Below are 17308 nucleotides of genomic sequence, written 5' to 3'. Positions count from 1 at the left end.
AAAATTCAAAGTTTAATGTTGAGTTGCGGAATCCGGGTTCCTAGTTAATCTTTTAACTCAATGGATACATTCAACCATTCATTATCAAACTTCGGACTGTATTTTTTATAAAAGTTAATGGCTGGCTCATTCCAGTTCAATACCTGGAACACCATTCCGCTATAGTTGTTGGATTTTCCATATTCCAATGTTGCATCAAACAACATTTTTCCGATCTGCTTTCCTCTGAGTCTTTCTGTCACAACAAGATCTTCAAGATACAATCTTCTTCCTTTCCATGTTGAATACCTGTCATAATACAGTGATATTCCAACGATTTCGCCTTCAAATTCTGCGACAAAAGCACCCCAAACCGGAGAATTTCCAAAACCATCCTGAATAAATTCATCCAGCGTCACCGTTACTTCATGCAGCGCTTTTTCATATTCTGCCAGTTCTTTGATTAAATCCAGCATGGAAGCACAATCTTCCAGAACAGCCTTTCTTATTGTTACCTCACTCATTATGGTGCCTGGATTTTTGCTAAAATTCTATTAACAATTTCTTCTGATGAAACTTCTTCCGCTTCAGCCTCGAAGGTCAAGCCTATTCTGTGTCTCAATACATCTTTTGCCAATGCTTTTACATCTTCAGGAATAACGAATGCTCTTCCTTTTAAGAATGCATATGCTCTTGAAGCGATAGCAAGGTTAATGGATGCTCTTGGAGAAGCACCAAAGCTGATATAATTTTTAAGTTCAGAAAGACCATAATTTTCCGGATAACGTGTTGCAAACACCATATCCAAAATATATTTTTCAATTTTCTCATCCAGATAAATCTGGTTGATCAATTCTTTTGCATCTACAATATCCTGAAGGGAAATCACTGGTTTCACAGCCGGCTGATGTGAAGTAGAAACCATTCTCATTACCTGTCTTTCATCTTCAAAAGAAGGATAATCTATGGTACATTTCAGCATAAAACGGTCACTCTGTGCTTCAGGCAGCAAATAAGTCCCTTCCTGATCAATCGGGTTCTGTGTTGCCAATACCAGGAACGGTTTTGGAAGCTTCATGGTTTCATCACCTATTGTCACCTGTTTTTCCTGCATTACCTCCAAAAGAGCCGACTGTACTTTTGCCGGTGCACGGTTGATCTCATCCGCCAACACAAAGTTCGCGAATACAGGACCTTTTTTTATAGAAAAATCATTGTCTTTGATATTGTAAATCATGGTTCCCACGACATCTGCAGGAAGCAAATCCGGAGTAAACTGAATTCTTGAAAACTCACCATGAACAGCATCTGCCAAGGTTTTTATGGCAAGAGTTTTGGCCAATCCCGGCACCCCTTCCAAAAGAACGTGACCATTTCCCAAAAGCCCTACCAAAAGACGGTCTACCATGTAATCCTGCCCAATAATAACTTTGTTGATTTCCTGTCTCAGAAGAGAAAATAAGTAGTTTTTTTCTTTTACTTTTTCCGTCAATTGGCGGATATCTTCAGCTTGATATATCTCTGACATAGCTTGATTTAAAATAAGTGGTAAATTTCTGATAAATACTTGCATTAATCAACACAATAAATGCCATTTTTGAGTTAAAGTTTGTTAAATATTCCGGGATTAACGCAATATTTAAGGCTATAATGTTGAATTTCTTGCCTATAAAGAAATCCATAGATCCGGGTAATTTTCATATATTCATCATTCTTTTTTTATCATTATTCATATAAAAAAGTGCTGCAAAATACTTCTGCAACACTTTTGATTTATCATCTCAATTTTTGTTCAAAATCTAAACCTCAAATATTTTAAAGTTTGGTTATTGTAATCGTGAAAGTATTTTCAGGAGCATCCGTTGTATCATCATAAGCTCCAACATTTATAAAATAATCAGTCCCTGACACAGTAGTAATAGTAAGCGTTTCTGCGGTACCGCCTCCACCGTTATCCACTGTATCTGTACAGGACAGATTGCTGCAGCTTCCGCTATACACTCCAATTTGAGGGTCAAAGCTGCTTCCTGAAGGCATAGTTACTTTTACAGTATATTGACTTCCGTCTCCAGTAAGTTTGAACCATGTACCGTCATTCATTCCCGTATCGCCATTGCTCGTGCAGACACTTATATTTCCAGAATTATTAGTGGTAGAGACAGCATCATCCTGATTATAGCTGTAAGGAAAGACGGAGGCAAGGAAAGCACCTGAACATGCATCATTAGCAGGTATTGCAGGAACTGTTTTAAACATAAATTCTGAACATCCTGAGGATTCGACATTAGCAGAAACAGCCGTTATCTTTAAATAGTAAGTCGTTCCTGTAGCAAGAGCGGCCGAAGGTGAAAAGGCTGTTCCGGATACTACCTGCTGATTTACAACATTAGCACTTCCCGGACTTGTCCCTATCGAAACCTTATAAGAATCTGCCCCGGAAACAGGGAACCAGGTGACATTAGGGGACAGGGAAACATTCTGGGTATTGTTTGCCGGATACATAATGAAAGGACAGGCAGGGCCGGCACTGGATGTAAGGCCTGAGATTGTAATTGCAGATTTATAGTCCGCTCTTATTCCACCCGGTGGAGCAGAAATATCTACTACACTACGATCTCCTTTATAATAAAGGGTTGAATTGGAAATATGAGAATAGACATGGAAGGCTTCATCAAAATTATTAATATCAATATTCGGAGAATTCTCTTTTGCAGCAACAACCAAATTATCAACATTATTATAAGCAAAAGGGGTGGTAAAAACAACCTGAACTTTATTATTATTCCTGGTTACAGTTCCTGTAAATACTTGTGTCAGCTGTGCGGCAGGAATCCAGTCTGTACCGGAAGAAAATGCCGTTTTGGAGGTATGACCAAGGTAAACAGTCCAGTTTGATGATTCTGTAAGAGTTGAAGAAGGATCTACATAAAATACAAGACCTGTAATATTGCCCGCTGCATTGGCATTTATTTCCTGTTTAGGATAAATCTGCTGCACATAGGAGTAAGAGAAAAAACTGCTTACAGGTGCTGTCCCTACATTCGAAGCTCCAATATTGATATTGATCTGAGCGCTCACTCCTACCACTACAAAAAACAAAATTAAAAGTAAAATTCTTTTCATTATTAATAATATTAATCCAAAATACCATGCTAATTTAATAATAAATACCTGGATCACAACAATAAAAAAATATTTTCCATTATATGATTGAACATAATGAAATTAATTAAACAAAAACATGTTTTAAAATTAAAATAATTAAATATTTATCAATAAAAAAGCACAAATAACAAAAATAAAAGAAATTAAAAGTAATTTTGATACTTAATTAATATATTTACACTAAACATCAATCTATGTATAAAAGGCTATTTTTTTCAAGTATTTTCATAGCAAATCTGGCTTTATCACAAACAACGATGACGAATGTGATTTCAGATGCTGTTTATTACGATGGTTATGCAGCTACAGTATCCAACCCCGTTCCCAGTGGCTTGACACGATTAAATAATGCCAGATATACGAGGAAACTTACTGATGCTGAACTTGATTCTTTCAAAGCCAAAATCGCGATGCGGGTAACAATAGCTGCATTGTGTGACAATTACGACCGCCTGGGAGAAGTCTTTTTAGCGATGGTTCCTAAAAATCAATCTACTTACACAATTAATGATCCGAACGTCAAAAGAATTGAGATAGGAAGGTACATCACACCGTTCATGAATAAAAACAGAACTCCGTCAGAGGTTCCTTATACTTATGATATCAGTAATCTTTACAGTGTTTTTCATGATACAGCATTACGCAACACCTATGATTTCTATATGGAACTGGATGTTTTTGGTGTTCCTTATGCAGCACAAACCCAGGTTTCCGGCTGTTCAGGGAGAATTGATGTTTTTTCCGGAACCCTTACTTTTTTCTCAACGGATACCGGAGCCACTCCTGTAGACACCAATAGTCTCGTACCTATATTAAGCTATAATAAACTTAACAACTATAATAGCACCGATGTTACAGGAGAAACAGTGAGAATTGTCACTTTCAATCTCCCAAACCCTGTGACTAATGCCCACTTTTTTGTAATATCTACCCCTCATGGTGCCAACAGTGGCGGTGAGGAATACATCAGAAGACAAAACTATACTTATATAGATGATGTACAGGTACTCACTTACACTCCTGGAGGAATTTCATGTGAACCTTATAGGGTATATAACACCCAGGGAAACGGAATCTATGGATCTACTCCTAAAACTTTCGCAGACTGGACCTCATGGAATAACTGGTGTCCCGGAAATTCTGTTCCCATCAGAGAATTTACACTTCCAAGCTTAACGGCAGGCAATCACACGTTAAAACATACAATACCGACAGCTGTTTTCAACCAGCAGCAGGGAGATGTTATGTTATCAGTTTATATGCAGGGTAAAAGCAATGCCGTCTTAAATGTAAAAGATATCAAAACAGTAGACGTAAACATATATCCTAATCCTACTTCTGACTTTGTACACATACAATCAAAAACAGATGTAACCTCAATAAGTCTCTTCAATGCAGAAGGAAGAAAACTTATAGAAACTTATAATGAAAATAAAGTAGATCTTTCCCCATACAGCACTGGAATTTATTTTTTAAATATCGTTCTAAAGGATGGAACCATATTTAAACATAAAATCCTCAAAAAATAAAGCTGACTGTAAAAATTATACAGCAAACAGAACAATAAAGCCTTCCTATTTTTTAGGAAGGCTTTATGTAAATATATACCTTATATGTTTTGTAACAATAAACTTAAAAACATCATAATAACAATAAAATCTCTTGGAAAAACAACCTTAATCTATCCTTTTTCTGAATAGTTAAAAAATTTTAACTTCAATCCTTTACCCAAAAAAATTGTCATTTCCAGTTTATTAAACTATTTTTGGTGATTAAAAATTTTGCAAAATGAATTATCATTTTCAAGCGCACAGACAGGTAAGAAAGAACCTTTTAGACCTCCTTCAGAACACATCTCATGAAGATCTGATTCTGATTCCGGATGGTTTCAACAATAATATGTACTGGAATATTGCCCATACTGTTGCTACACAGCAGCTTTTGCACTATTACCTAAGCGGAAATCCTTTCCGTATTGACAAATATTGGATCGAAACCTACAAAAAAGGTACTTTACCGAATTTAAATGTCCAGAAGTCGGAAGTGGAAGATTTAGAATTTTTACTTACGGAAACTTCAAAGATTTTAATGAAGGATTATGACAGTGATTTTTTCTCAGACTACACTCCTTATACAACAAGTTTTGGGATGGATCTGAAAAGCATTCAGGATGCCATTATCTTCAACAATATGCATGAAAGCCTTCACTACGGATATGTGATGGCACAGAAAAGAGCAATTTTAGGAGAGAAAGGAAGATAGTGAATCTTGCTGCGCAAGTCAATGGTCAAATGTGAATATATACACATAACAATTGACTTACAGCGTAAAATTCACAATTGACAATTCACTCTATAACTATATAATAAATTTCAATGAAAGACGATTTTATTTTCGGGCTGCGTCCCGTGATTGAAGCAATTGAAGCGGGAAAAACGATTGACAAGGTCTTTGTGCAGAATGCACTTCAAGGTCCTATTTATGCTGAACTAAAAGCAATTTTAGCGAAAAATAAAATCCGTCCCAATTATGTTCCGGTTGAAAAACTGAACCGTTTTACAAGAAAAAACCACCAGGGTGTGGTTGCTTTTATTTCGGATGTACCGTTTCATAAAGTGGAGGATATTGTTCCACAGTTATTTGAACAGGGAAAAACGCCTTTTCTTTTGATTCTGGACAGACTTACCGATGTAAGAAACTTTGGTGCAATCTGCAGAACGGCAGAATGTGTAGGGGTTGATGCTATAATCATTCCGGAAAAGGGAGCCGCTCCTATTAATTCTGATGCTATAAAAACCTCTGCAGGTGCTATTTACAATATTAAAATATGTAAAGAAAACAATCTGGCTCATGCTGTGGATTTCCTTCAGCAAAGCGGAATTTCGGTGTATGCTGCCAGTGAAAAAGCTCAGAAATTAATTTATGATGTCAACCTTACAGAGCCATGTGCTATTGTTATGGGGAACGAAGAAACCGGAATTTCTAAAGAAGTCCTTCACCATGCTGACGAAAAAATTAAACTTCCTATTGAAGGAAAAACTCAGTCTCTGAATGTTTCTGTAGCATGTGGAGCGATTTTGTATGAAGCGGTGAGACAGAAAATGACTGCTATACCAAATCCTTAAACATGAAAATAAAATTGCTTTTACCATTATTTTTTGTCCCATTTGCATTAGATGCACAGACAAAAAATATTGCAACCGATAATCACCTTACCACTGAGCTTGATAAAATAGTTCAGAAGGAAGCACTCACTTACATGCAGAATCCTGCACGCGTAGGACTTTCGATAGGTGTTTTTAAAGATGGTAAAAGTTATTTTTATAATTATGGAACAACAGAAATCGGAAAATCAGAACTTCCGACCTCTAAAAGCGTTTACGAGATCGCATCCATCAGTAAGACATTTACCGGAACACTTCTGGCTCATGCCTTAACAGATGGTAAGATTAAAATGGATGATGATATCCGGAAATATCTTGACGGGAATTTTCCTAATCTTGAATTTGAAAAGCACCCGATAACAATCGATAATCTTACCAATCATTCATCAGGATTACCTCAATTCTTACCAGATCAGTCTGAAACATTCAAAAAACCAATGGACTCTGTTGCCATGGCATTAGCTGATTTTTATAAAAACTACTCAAAAAAGAAGTTTTATGAAGATCTTCATCAGGCAAAAATAGATTTTGTACCCGGAACAGATTATAAATATTCCAATGTGGGTACGCAGATTGCCGGAGATATCCTGGAAAAAGTGTATCATAAAAGCTATGAAGACTTACTTTCAGAGTATATTACAAAACCTCTGAAAATGAGCCAGACCATTATTGGTACGAATTCTGCACAGCTATTGACTCGCTATAATGAAAAAGGAAAGGTAATGCCCAGAAACTTCACAACCATTATGGCTCCTGCAGGCGGGATTCTCTCTACAACAGGAGATCTGGTGAAATACATACAGTATCATTTGGATGAAAACAATACCTATGTAAAAAGATCACATACTCCTCTTGTAAAAAATGGAGGAGATGCAATCGGACTGTACTGGAGATTGCATACCAATGAAGACGGAACTCAAATGGTTTTTCATACAGGAGGTACATTTGGTTTTTCAAGCGTGCTTCAGGTACATCCGTCAAAAAACATGGGAGTGGTTATATTATCCAATGAATCAGATGGGGAATCCCAAGGGAAATTGTATGATATTGCAGACAATATATTAAGAAATAGTAGTAAAAAATAAAGTTAAAAATCAAATGAAGAACATTGCAGCGCTTGCGCTTATATCATCGATAGCTCTTGTATCTTGTAAAAAAGAAACAGCAAAAATAACGAAAGTAGATCCTAAAACAGGGAAAACGGTAACCGTAGAAGTTCCTGCTGATTCTGTAGCAAAAGTTGCAGAAAATCCGGCTATCAAAGATTCTGCAGGAGTTATTAAACAGACTTTTAAACTTGAAAAAGGGAAAACGTATCCTCTTACCACTTATCAGAGAGATGTAAAAACAATGACGGATCCTCAGGGAAAATCCATCACTGCAACCAGCGAATCTACGGATGAAATGAACTTCGTCGTTAATGATATTAAAGGAGATGTATACGAAATGACCCTTAATCTTGTAGCGAAAAGAAATTCTCAATCTGCACAGGGAAAAACAGTAGTGGTAGATACCAAACTTGCTCTTCCTAAAGAAGATGATCTTAAAATGATCTGGAATGTAAACAAAGCACTTACCGGAAACAAACTTGCCATGAAAATGGATACAAAAGGTAATGTAATCTCTATCACAGGATTTGATGCTGTTTACACAAAAGTTTCCAATGCAGTGGGAACTCTTATCAAAGATGCCAATCAAAAAGCAAGTGTTGTAGCAAGCCTTAAAGAATCATTCAATGAAAAGGTATTAAAAGACCAATTCCATAAAAACCTGATGATTATTCCTAAAAAAGGAGTTAAAATTGGTGAAAAATGGTCTACTTCCGAAAATGCAGACGCTAGCGGGGCTGTAAAAGTAACCTCCAATTATGTAATGAAAAGCTTAGGAAACGGAGCTGCAGAAATTGCGGTAACCGGAGGTATTCCTAAGAAAACTGAAAAGAAAGCTCAGGGACCAATTACACACAGCCTGAGCAGTGAACTGGTTCAGAACGGAACCATTAAGTTTGACGAAAGCACAGGATGGATCACCAATCAGAATATCAACGTAAAAACGACGCAGATAGAAACCATTTCTGATGGAAAACAGTCTCAGTCTATGAAGAGCGTTTCCAATTCTTCGGTAATGGTAAACCCATCTGCTAAATAACTGAATTAAATGCATTCAGGGTTTACCCTTTAAAGAGTAAACCCTGAACTTTAAATTTTAACATTATGAAGTACATTCTTGAGTTAGTACTCACTGCCATTATTATTTTCTTTGTATGGAATATTCTGAAAAGGATTTTCTTTAAGACATTTTATAGTTACCGTTTTAATAACAATAATCAAAACAACGGACAGCAGGACATACACAACTCGAATAAGAATAACAAAAAGAACCTTAAATGGGATGCAGAAACTGTAGACTATGAAGAGGTGAAAGAGAGTAAGGACAAAAGGTAAACATTCCAGGAAATAAAAGATAATAACCAGCATGGCAAAAAATAAAAACTTCATTTATATTGCAGCTTCATTAGTAGTATTTATAGTTTTAGCATTTTTATATTCTACCCCTGTATTTACAGGAAAACAGCTTTTCCAGCACGATATTGTGCAATACAGAGGAGGAGCGAAAGAACTGCTCGACTATAGAGCGAATACCGGAAATGAAACCTATTGGAGTGATTCCATGTTTGGGGGGATGCCGACTTATCAGATGGGAAGCCAGTTCAAAGGGGACATCATCAAGAAAATCGACAGCAATCTGAATTTCCTGCCAAGACCTGTCAATTATCTTTTCCTTCTGTTTGCAGGTTTTTTCCTTTTGGGAATGGTAGTAGTCAGGAACTGGAAGTATGCGCTTTTAGGAGCTACTTTCTTCGGACTTTCCACCTATTTTTATATCATTATTGCAGCCGGGCACAATGGTAAAGTAAACACCATTGAGTATTTTGCGCCGCTTTTAGCCGGAATTTTACTGGTTTATATCAGAAAACAATACATCTGGGGATTCATTGTCACAACTCTTTTTATGGGGCTTCAGATCGCGGCCAATCACCCGCAAATGACGTATTATCTGTTCCTTGCACTAGGATTTTTATTCTTATCTGAACTGATCAGAGCAATACAGAAAAAGACACCGATGAAGCATTTCCTTATTTCATCAGGAATTATTGCAGCATCATGCATTATCGGAGTTGGAATGAATTCACAAAGAATCATGGCTAATTCTGAGTATGTAAAAGAAACAGTTCGTGGAAAACAGATCTTAGATAACGACAGCCATACTTCAGGAAAATCCGGAATGGATAAAGAAAGTATGCTGATGTGGAGCTATGGACAGCTTGAAACTTTAAACCTTTTCATTCCAAGATTGATGGGTGGCGGAAGTCAGGAACCGGAAGGAAAAGAAATGATGAACAGAGTTCAGGAACTGGTTCAGGAAAATGTAGGTTCACAGGCGGAAATGGACAGAATCTCTAAAGGCTTCAGCGGAATGACATACTGGGGAGATCAACCTGGGACTTCAGGACCTGCTTATCAGGGAGCGATTGTATGTTTCCTTGCTTTATTAGGATTTTTCTTTGCCGGAAAAAAATACCGATACTGGATCTTAGGCGCTTCTATCCTGACTATTTTATTGGCTTGGGGAAGCAACTTTATGCCATTATCAGACTTCTTTATCGATTATGTTCCGTTTTATAATAAATTCAGGGCTCCTTCTTCAATTTTAGTTGTCGTGGAATTATTATTCCCTTTAATTGCCATTCTGGGACTATACAGATTCTTCACAGACGAAAAACTGACTGAAGAATATAAGCAGAAAATACTTATGTATGTTGGAGGCGGAACTTTAGGATTTTTATTAATTCTTCTGATCTTCGGAAAATCATTACTAGGTTTTTCTACAGAAGGCGAAAAGACTTACTTCCCTCCCTTCCTACTGGACTATCTTGTAGATGAAAGATATAAACTGTTCAGAATAGACGCCATAAAAGCATTTATTTATGTAGCGATTACGGTTACTGCCTTATTCTTAACGTTAAAGAAAAAGCTTAATCAGAATATTGCTTTGATAGTAATTGGAGTTGTAAGCTTATTTGATCTATGGACTGTAAACAAACGTTATCTGAATGACGAAAACTACGTAGATAAAATCTTTGCTGAAAATCCTTTCCAAACAGAAAGTTCAGATCTGCTGGCTGAAAAAGTTCAGGGAAATCCCAATCTGGAATCCATTCTATCCAATGTCAATATCAACAAAACATTGGAAACAATTGCTGAAAAAGACAAGACACACTACAGAATTTACAACCAGACGCTGGGTGTGACAAGTGAAACCAATACCTCTTATTTTAAAGCATCAATTGGTGGTTACCACGCCGTAAAACTAAGAAGATATGATGATGTTCTGAATGAATACATCAATAATGTAGACAGTGTAAAAACACCTAATATTTTAAACTTATTAAATGCCAAGTATATGGTTTTCGGAGGACCTGAGCAGCCACAGGTTGTTCCTAATCCAAAAGCCAACGGAAATGCATGGTTTGTAAGTGATTTAAAGTTTGTAGATACTCCTAATCAGGAAATAAAATCCATCGGAACTATCGACAACAAAAAAACAGCAGTTATTGCATCATCCGATAAATCATATTTTGATAACAAACCAGTTCAGGCTGACTCCACAGCATTTATCAATCTTACGAAATACCAGCCGAACGAACTTGAATTTAAATCTCAATCGAAGACGCCTCAATTAGCAGTATTCTCCGAAGTTTATTATCCTCACGGATGGAAAGTTCTGGTAGATGAGAAAGAGGTTCCTTATGTGAAAGCAGATTACTTGCTTCGTGCAGTGCATGTACCGGCAGGAAGCCACCATATCAGAATGGTATTTGAGCCTGAAGTAATTGAAAAAGGAAAATGGCTTTCTCTGCTGTCATTCGGTTTATTCATCCTGTTGTCAGCATTTGGAATTTTCTGGATGAACAAAAACAAGAAAAAAGAAATTTTAGCTGAACAAAAACCTTAAAAAATATTGCACAATGTCATTCTGAATGAAGCGAAGCGTAATGAAGAATCTCAAATGAAAACGTTAGGTACTCATAATTACTATGTCTATATACTGACTAATAAAATAAAGACAGTATTGTATACAGGAGTTACCAACGATTTGAAGAACAGATTATACTGGCATAAAAATCCAGAAGCTATTGAAAAGAGTTTCACTTCAAAATACAAATGTTTTTATTTAATATATTTTGAACATTTTGGTGACATTGAGACAGCAATAAATAGAGAGAAACAAATAAAAGGCTGGACCAGACAAAAGAAAGAAAACTTAATTAAAGAATTCAATCCAGATTGGAAATTTCTCAATGAAGATATAGAGTGAGATTCTTCACTGCGCTCCGCTTCATTCAGAATGACATAGAAATTAAAAAATGGAACAGAAGAAAATATTGATTATCACCTATTACTGGCCTCCTGCGGGAGGTCCTGGTGTTCAAAGATGGCTGAAGTTTGCAAAATATCTGCCGGATTTCGGGTGGAAACCTGTCATTTATACTCCGGAAAACCCAAGCTATCCTTTGCTGGATGAAACGCTGATGAAAGATGTTCCTGAAAATATTGAGATGGTAAGAACCAGGATCTGGGAACCTTATCAGCTGGCTGAAAAACTGAATAAAAGCAATAAAAAATTTAAGGCCGGACAATTTGATGTAGGAAAAAATCAAAGCTGGAAATCCAAACTTTCGATCTGGGTAAGGGGTAATTTTTTTATTCCTGATGCCAGAGTTTTTTGGGTAAAACCTTCTATTAAGTTTCTGGAAAAATACCTGAAAGAAAACAAAATAGATACGATTGTAACTTCTGGTCCTCCCCACTCGCTTCATCTGATTGGTTTAGGACTTAAAAATAAAATACCTGATCTGAAATGGATTGCCGATTTCCGTGATCCATGGACAGAAATTTCCTATTACAAACATCTGAAACTAACCAAAAGTTCAGATAAAAAGCACCGTCAGCTTGAAGGTGCTGTATTTAAAAATGCGGATATCACTCTGGCTACAAGTTATACCGATGCAGAAAACTTCCGGAAAGCAGGAGCCAATGCGGTTTGTATTACGAACGGATTTGATGAAAGTGATTCTGATAAAAGTATAAAAGGACAAACAAATCAAGCATTTACTCTAAGTTATATCGGTGTTTTGGAGCAACTCAGAAATCCTGAAAATCTTTGGAAAGCACTTGATGAATTGGTTAAGGAAAATATTGAATTTGCAACTGATTTTAAATTGAAATTTGTAGGAAGAATAGATGATAAAATCCTGCAGTCTATCGAAAATTCAAGCCTGAAAAATCATATCCAGAACCTTGGATATCTTGCACACGGAAAAGCTGTAGAGGAAATGCAGAACTCAGATTTGCTTCTCATTACCAATTTCCCGAATGAATCTTCAAAAGGAATAATTCCCGGAAAAATATTTGAATATCTGGCTTCAGGAAAACAGATTCTGTCATTCGGTCCGGATAAAGCTGATGTAGCGAAAATTCTGGATGAAACCCAGGCAGGAAAACATTTCAGCTATCAGGATACAGAAAACGTCAAGAAGTTTATTCTTGAAAAATTTATCCTTTGGAAAAACGGAAATCTTCTCGAAAACACTCAGCATATTGAACAGTTCTCAAGAAAAAACCTAACCCGTCAACTGACTGAAATTTTATAATATAAAGAAAGGAAGTTAGAGGCTGGAAGCTGGAAGTTTACATGCCACTTCAACTTCTAACTTCTAACTTCTAACTTCTAACTTTAAATTGTCCATTGGTCATTTACCACAGCAATCAGATAATATTTCCCCTGAAATTCTTCAAATACAAAACGGAGTGTTTTCCAATCCATTTCGCCATTTTTTTCGGTTCCTTTGATGTAGTTTTCGGTGAAGTCATCTTTAGGATAAATTTCCTTTAAATTATTCAGAGAATTACCTCCGCCAATGAATTTATTCAGTGAATATTGAGATGCGGTAAAGTCTTTAGAAAAAACCCATTTACCAAGATAATCATTAACCGTTGCCTTATAAGGATCTCCAGAGCCGTCATGTGCTCCCCAGGTAAACAACGTTTTGGTAGGCTGATATTTTTCAAAATCTGCTTTAGAAAAATGCTTGTCTCCTTTTATATCCACAAAAGCATACATCGAAAAACGGATTCCTTTTTCAGGGTGGATCAAGAATGCAAAACTGGTATAATCTTTATTTTTCAGAGCTTTCAAAACTTCATCATTGGTCTGCTTCAAAACTGCTTCTTTATTCACAATATTCTGAACGGTACCTGCACTGTCTGTTTTATTTTGTGCGATGGAATCTATCATATTGGGAACGGGTTTTCCAGCCTCTTTCTTACAGGCTACAACAAAACTTAAAACAACCAATGGAATAAGTAATTTTCTCATATCTTTAATTTTGCAATTCATTAAAAACACCAAAACTGATGCCAAGCAGTAAATGATATAAAGAGATAAAGACTATGAGAGTTGATAGGTTATAGCTTCTCATTTTAAAAATTACATCGTACATTTGTTAGATGGAAATGTTCGATATTCTCATTATCGGGGCCGGACCCATCGGTTTGAACTGTGCCCTTGAAGCAAAAAAAAATAATCTTAGCCATTTAATCATAGAAAAAGGAACCATTGTGAACTCTCTTTACAATTATCCTTTATATATGCATTTTTTCTCCACTGCGGAAAAACTGGAGATTGACGAAATTCCATTTATTTCCACTGCTCCAAAACCGGGAAGACATGAGGCTCTGGAATATTATCAGGGAATTGCCAGACAAAAAAATCTTAACATTAATCTGTATGAAAAAGTGTTGGGTGTTTCCAAAAACAATGAGCTATTTGAGATAAAAACAAGCAAAGCAACTTATCTCGCCAAAAACCTGGTGATTGCTACCGGATTTTATGATATCCCCAACCTTATGAATATTCCCGGCGAAAACCTTCCAAAGGTCAAGCATTATTATACCGAACCTTATCCTTATGCAAAACAGAAAATCGTAGTGGTAGGATCAAGTAATTCTGCGGTAGATGCAGCTTTGGAAACTTATAGAAAAGGAGCTGAAGTAACCATGATTGTTCGTCATTCCGAAATTTCCAAAAGTGTAAAATACTGGGTAAAACCGGATATAGAAAACAGAATTGCAGAAGGCAGTATTAAGGCTCATTTTAATGCTGAAATGATCGAGATTAAAGAAAACACGGTTGTTTTTAAAGATGAGAAAGGAGAAATTCATGAAATTGATAATGATTTTGTGCTGGCCATGACGGGGTATCTTCCTGATTTTAATTTTCTGAGAAACTCAGGTATTGAACTCAACGGAGACTGCCTGAATCCATTCTATAATCCTGAAACGATGGAAACCAATGTTCCGAATCTTTATCTTGCAGGAGTGGTGTGTGGAGGAAAAGATACTCATCTCTGGTTCATTGAAAACTCAAGAATTCATGCCAGTATGATTATCAATACCATTCTTTCCAGATCTAAATAATAACAACTCATATATAGCAAAAACTTCGGGCAATTTCTACGAAATTGCCCGAAGCTTTATTTTTTAAACTGACTCAATACTTACATCATTTCTCCTTCCGCTTTATTCTTATCCTTAAGCATCCATGGAATGATAAAGTAAAAACCGATAGCAATAACCGTTGCCAATACTCCTGTTCCAATCCATAATGTATTAAATCCTAATTTCTCGGCAATCAGTGTTCCGATATAAGGAGTAACGATAAATGCAATGGAGAATGACATTCCATTCAATCCCATATAAGCACCTTTATTATTCTCTCCTGAACGCAATGCTGTAATGGTTGACATAAAAGGCAGTGTCCATATTTCTCCTACACAAAGCAATGTCATAGACAGCACAAGGGTAATCATACTATAATCGAAAGCCAGCATCGCATAAGAAATTCCACAAAGGAAAGTTCCGATAAGCATGGTAAAAGCTAAAGTAAAATACTTCTCCGCAATCTGTACCAGTCCCATTTCAAGCAATACAATCAGAAAACCGCTATATCCGAGAATATATCCGATATTTTGCTGACTCATATGTGCCGTATCTTTATAAAATATGGTCAGCGTACTGAACAACTGGAAAAAACATATTGAAAATAGCATACAGAATATACAGTAAATCAAAAATTTACCATCCCGATATGGAGAACTTTCTTTTTTAATAACAATGGCTTCTTTTACCTTTTTCGCCTGCTGTTTAGCTAATCTTGCACGGTCTTTAAAAAACCAGATATACATCAGCCCTGCCAGCAAAGCAGCCAGTGCATTACTGAAAAATAGAAATTCATATGAAATAGCAGATAAAATACCTCCTAATGCGGGCCCAATAGAAAATCCAAGATTTACAGCCATACGGTTCAGTGAAAAGGCTCTGGTGATATTTTCAGGTTTTGCATATTTGGTAATCGCCACTGAGTTTGCCGGACGAAAAGTTTCACTTACAATACTTTGAGCCAGAATAATTCCTGCCAATCCTGCTTCCGTTGTAAAAAGCGGAATTAAACAGAATAAAGGAACACTGAGGAGTAAGCTCAGACTTTGTACCCTATATTCCCCTATTTTATCAGTAATCATCCCTCCCAGCCATGATCCGATCACCGAACCAATTCCAAAAAAGCTCAGTACAATTCCTGAATTTTCAATACTGAAATGTAAATGATTAGTCATGTAAACTCCCAGAAACGGAAGTACCATAGAACCAGCCCTGTTGATGAGCATTACCAACGCCAGCATCCAACTCTCCTGCGAGAGCCCTTTAAAAGAACTTATATATACGTTAATTAGTCTCACAATAATATTTTGGGGAAATTTGAAAGTGCAAAATTAGATAAAAATAACCCAAAAGCCTTTATTTAGGCCCTTTTTTTATAAATAACCTCCATAAAAACAGACTATCTGCCATATCCTAAAAAAGTTTTTTTTACTACATAAAACTTAAAAGCTTTTATAAAAACCGTAAATTGCAGTAGCAACAGAAGTTTTAAACTAAAACCACTTAAAAACACAATAAAAATTTAACCAATACGTAAGAATGGTAACCTATGAAAATTTACATGATACACTATCCTTTTACAGTATTGACTGCCGGCAATCTTACTATATTTCTTCCGGAAAACCTATTTTTGAGTTTCCTGAAGCTCCTTTCAGAATGGATTATTATGCGCTATGCATCTGTACTGCAGGAGAAATCAATATTGAGATAGACCGTCAGAGATATAAAGTAGATGCACACAGTTTTCTTATGGCTGCCCCTTCCACTATTGTAAAGTTTGGAAAGACCAGTGACGACTTCACTATGAAACTGTTGTTTTTTGACAAAAATTTTCTGATTAAAAATATTTCCAATCCCTTTATCATTGAAAAAATGAATCTGTTCTCCAAAGGGTCTTACAGTATTGTAAAAACTACTTCAAAAAATTCTTCATTACTCCAGAACCTTCTGGATTATCTTGAAAAAAAATCGAAGAAGCAGGGTAAATTTACAGAAGAGATTATCCGGACCATTATTTTCAATCTGCTGTTGGAAACCGCTGAGATTATGGAACAAGAGAATTCTTCAACTCCGGGAAAAGAGGATGGAAAAAAAGACCTTTATCTGAAATTCAGTAAACTGATCAGGGAAAATATCCGACAGGAGAGAACGGTTCAGTTTTATGCGGATCAGCTGCATGTTTCTAATAAATATCTCATAGAAATTATTAAAAAATCAAGTGGAAAAACACCTCATGAGGTTATTGATGAAACATTGCTGAAAGAAGCTTACGTCATGCTTGGGAATTCTGATATTACAATTTCAGAGATCGCATTTGAACTTCAGTTTAATTCAGCTTCTGCGTTCGGACGTTTTTTCAAAAAACATACTGCCCTCTCTCCATCAGAGTATAGAAATAAAGAAAATATTCAGTCATGAGAATTTGGGGATAATAATTCT

16 protein-coding genes are annotated in these 17308 nt (G+C 36.2%); 11 read left to right on the top strand and 5 right to left on the bottom strand.

The annotated features are described in order from the left end of the window. Positions 1–44 precede the first annotated feature (44 nt). The 3 genes from LC457_RS07595 to LC457_RS07585 form a co-directional block, all read right to left on the bottom strand. Positions 45–503 (bottom strand): GNAT family N-acetyltransferase, encoded by a 459-nt coding sequence (locus LC457_RS07595; RefSeq protein WP_223599297.1) that lies wholly within the window; start codon positions 501–503, stop codon positions 45–47. Further along, positions 503–1507: a MoxR family ATPase gene (locus LC457_RS07590; protein WP_047378533.1), complete on the bottom strand. Its 1005-nt coding sequence runs from the start codon at positions 1505–1507 to the stop codon at positions 503–505. The genes LC457_RS07595 and LC457_RS07590 overlap by 1 nt, the downstream gene beginning before the upstream one ends. A gap of 287 nt (positions 1508–1794) precedes the next feature. Next, positions 1795–3102, bottom strand: a complete 1308-nt coding sequence (locus LC457_RS07585; RefSeq protein WP_223599296.1) for a hypothetical protein — start codon at positions 3100–3102, stop codon at positions 1795–1797. Between the two features lie 236 nt (positions 3103–3338). Here LC457_RS07585 and LC457_RS07580 point away from each other — a divergent pair, with 236 nt between their 5' ends. The 9 genes from LC457_RS07580 (at position 3339) to LC457_RS07540 (ending at position 13023) form a co-directional block, all read left to right on the top strand. Then, on the top strand, positions 3339–4673 hold the full coding sequence (locus LC457_RS07580) for a peptide-N-glycosidase F-related protein (protein ID WP_223599295.1): 1335 nt from the start codon (positions 3339–3341) through the stop codon (positions 4671–4673). Positions 4674–4932: 259 nt separating this feature from the next. Next, on the top strand, positions 4933–5406 hold the full coding sequence (locus LC457_RS07575; protein WP_047421104.1) for a DinB family protein: 474 nt from the start codon (positions 4933–4935) through the stop codon (positions 5404–5406). Positions 5407–5519: 113 nt separating this feature from the next. Then, positions 5520–6269, top strand: a complete 750-nt coding sequence (rlmB, locus tag LC457_RS07570) for a 23S rRNA (guanosine(2251)-2'-O)-methyltransferase RlmB (protein ID WP_077418341.1) — start codon at positions 5520–5522, stop codon at positions 6267–6269. A 2-nt stretch (positions 6270–6271) separates the two neighbouring features. After that, positions 6272–7393 carry a serine hydrolase gene (locus LC457_RS07565; protein WP_223599294.1) on the top strand — a complete coding sequence of 374 codons (1122 nt, stop codon included), beginning with the start codon at positions 6272–6274 and terminating at the stop codon, positions 7391–7393. A gap of 13 nt (positions 7394–7406) precedes the next feature. Then, on the top strand, positions 7407–8456 hold the full coding sequence (locus tag LC457_RS07560) for a DUF6263 family protein (RefSeq protein WP_223599293.1): 1050 nt from the start codon (positions 7407–7409) through the stop codon (positions 8454–8456). Between the two features lie 65 nt (positions 8457–8521). Beyond that, entirely contained in the window at positions 8522–8752 is a 231-nt protein-coding gene (locus LC457_RS07555) for a hypothetical protein (protein ID WP_213280258.1), read from the top strand. Between the two features lie 31 nt (positions 8753–8783). After that, on the top strand, positions 8784–11324 hold the full coding sequence (locus LC457_RS07550; RefSeq protein ID WP_223599292.1) for a YfhO family protein: 2541 nt from the start codon (positions 8784–8786) through the stop codon (positions 11322–11324). A 54-nt stretch (positions 11325–11378) separates the two neighbouring features. Beyond that, positions 11379–11687 carry a GIY-YIG nuclease family protein gene (locus tag LC457_RS07545; protein WP_223599291.1) on the top strand — a complete coding sequence of 103 codons (309 nt, stop codon included), beginning with the start codon at positions 11379–11381 and terminating at the stop codon, positions 11685–11687. A 49-nt stretch (positions 11688–11736) separates the two neighbouring features. Then, positions 11737–13023, top strand: a complete 1287-nt coding sequence (locus LC457_RS07540) for a glycosyl transferase family 1 (protein WP_223599290.1) — start codon at positions 11737–11739, stop codon at positions 13021–13023. Between the two features lie 83 nt (positions 13024–13106). Here the strand turns inward: LC457_RS07540 and LC457_RS07535 are convergent, their stop codons facing one another. Continuing rightward, the gene (locus tag LC457_RS07535) at positions 13107–13748 is read right to left on the bottom strand and encodes a hypothetical protein (protein ID WP_223599289.1); all 642 of its coding nucleotides are present in this window, start codon (positions 13746–13748) and stop codon (positions 13107–13109) included. 131 nt (positions 13749–13879) lie between these two features. Between LC457_RS07535 and LC457_RS07530 the strand changes: the two genes are divergently transcribed. After that, the gene (locus LC457_RS07530) at positions 13880–14848 is read left to right on the top strand and encodes a YpdA family putative bacillithiol disulfide reductase (RefSeq protein WP_223599288.1); all 969 of its coding nucleotides are present in this window, start codon (positions 13880–13882) and stop codon (positions 14846–14848) included. A gap of 80 nt (positions 14849–14928) precedes the next feature. Here the strand turns inward: LC457_RS07530 and LC457_RS07525 are convergent, their stop codons facing one another. Next, on the bottom strand, positions 14929–16110 hold the full coding sequence (locus tag LC457_RS07525; RefSeq protein ID WP_223599696.1) for an MFS transporter: 1182 nt from the start codon (positions 16108–16110) through the stop codon (positions 14929–14931). 298 nt (positions 16111–16408) lie between these two features. On the opposite strand from LC457_RS07525, the gene LC457_RS07520 reads away from it, so the two are divergent. After that, on the top strand, positions 16409–17287 hold the full coding sequence (locus LC457_RS07520) for an AraC family transcriptional regulator (RefSeq protein WP_223599287.1): 879 nt from the start codon (positions 16409–16411) through the stop codon (positions 17285–17287). Positions 17288–17308 lie beyond the last annotated feature (21 nt).

This window comes from Chryseobacterium sp. GVT01B, from assembly GCF_019970045.1.
Taxonomy (GTDB): domain Bacteria; phylum Bacteroidota; class Bacteroidia; order Flavobacteriales; family Weeksellaceae; genus Chryseobacterium.
The sequence above is the reverse complement of the archived record's forward strand: the minus strand, read 5'-3'. Positions and strand labels throughout refer to the sequence as shown.

Coding starts and splice junctions, on each gene's coding strand:
- LC457_RS07595 (WP_223599297.1), bottom strand. CDS start 503: ATGAGTGAGGTAACAATAAGAAAGGCTGTTCTGGAAGATTGTGCTTCC.
- LC457_RS07590 (WP_047378533.1), bottom strand. CDS start 1,507: ATGTCAGAGATATATCAAGCTGAAGATATCCGCCAATTGACGGAAAAA.
- LC457_RS07585 (WP_223599296.1), bottom strand. CDS start 3,102: ATGAAAAGAATTTTACTTTTAATTTTGTTTTTTGTAGTGGTAGGAGTG.
- LC457_RS07580 (WP_223599295.1), top strand. CDS start 3,339: ATGTATAAAAGGCTATTTTTTTCAAGTATTTTCATAGCAAATCTGGCT.
- LC457_RS07575 (WP_047421104.1), top strand. CDS start 4,933: ATGAATTATCATTTTCAAGCGCACAGACAGGTAAGAAAGAACCTTTTA.
- rlmB (WP_077418341.1), top strand. CDS start 5,520: ATGAAAGACGATTTTATTTTCGGGCTGCGTCCCGTGATTGAAGCAATT.
- LC457_RS07565 (WP_223599294.1), top strand. CDS start 6,272: ATGAAAATAAAATTGCTTTTACCATTATTTTTTGTCCCATTTGCATTA.
- LC457_RS07560 (WP_223599293.1), top strand. CDS start 7,407: ATGAAGAACATTGCAGCGCTTGCGCTTATATCATCGATAGCTCTTGTA.
- LC457_RS07555 (WP_213280258.1), top strand. CDS start 8,522: ATGAAGTACATTCTTGAGTTAGTACTCACTGCCATTATTATTTTCTTT.
- LC457_RS07550 (WP_223599292.1), top strand. CDS start 8,784: ATGGCAAAAAATAAAAACTTCATTTATATTGCAGCTTCATTAGTAGTA.
- LC457_RS07545 (WP_223599291.1), top strand. CDS start 11,379: ATGAAAACGTTAGGTACTCATAATTACTATGTCTATATACTGACTAAT.
- LC457_RS07540 (WP_223599290.1), top strand. CDS start 11,737: ATGGAACAGAAGAAAATATTGATTATCACCTATTACTGGCCTCCTGCG.
- LC457_RS07535 (WP_223599289.1), bottom strand. CDS start 13,748: ATGAGAAAATTACTTATTCCATTGGTTGTTTTAAGTTTTGTTGTAGCC.
- LC457_RS07530 (WP_223599288.1), top strand. CDS start 13,880: ATGGAAATGTTCGATATTCTCATTATCGGGGCCGGACCCATCGGTTTG.
- LC457_RS07525 (WP_223599696.1), bottom strand. CDS start 16,110: ATGCTGGCGTTGGTAATGCTCATCAACAGGGCTGGTTCTATGGTACTT.
- LC457_RS07520 (WP_223599287.1), top strand. CDS start 16,409: ATGGTAACCTATGAAAATTTACATGATACACTATCCTTTTACAGTATT.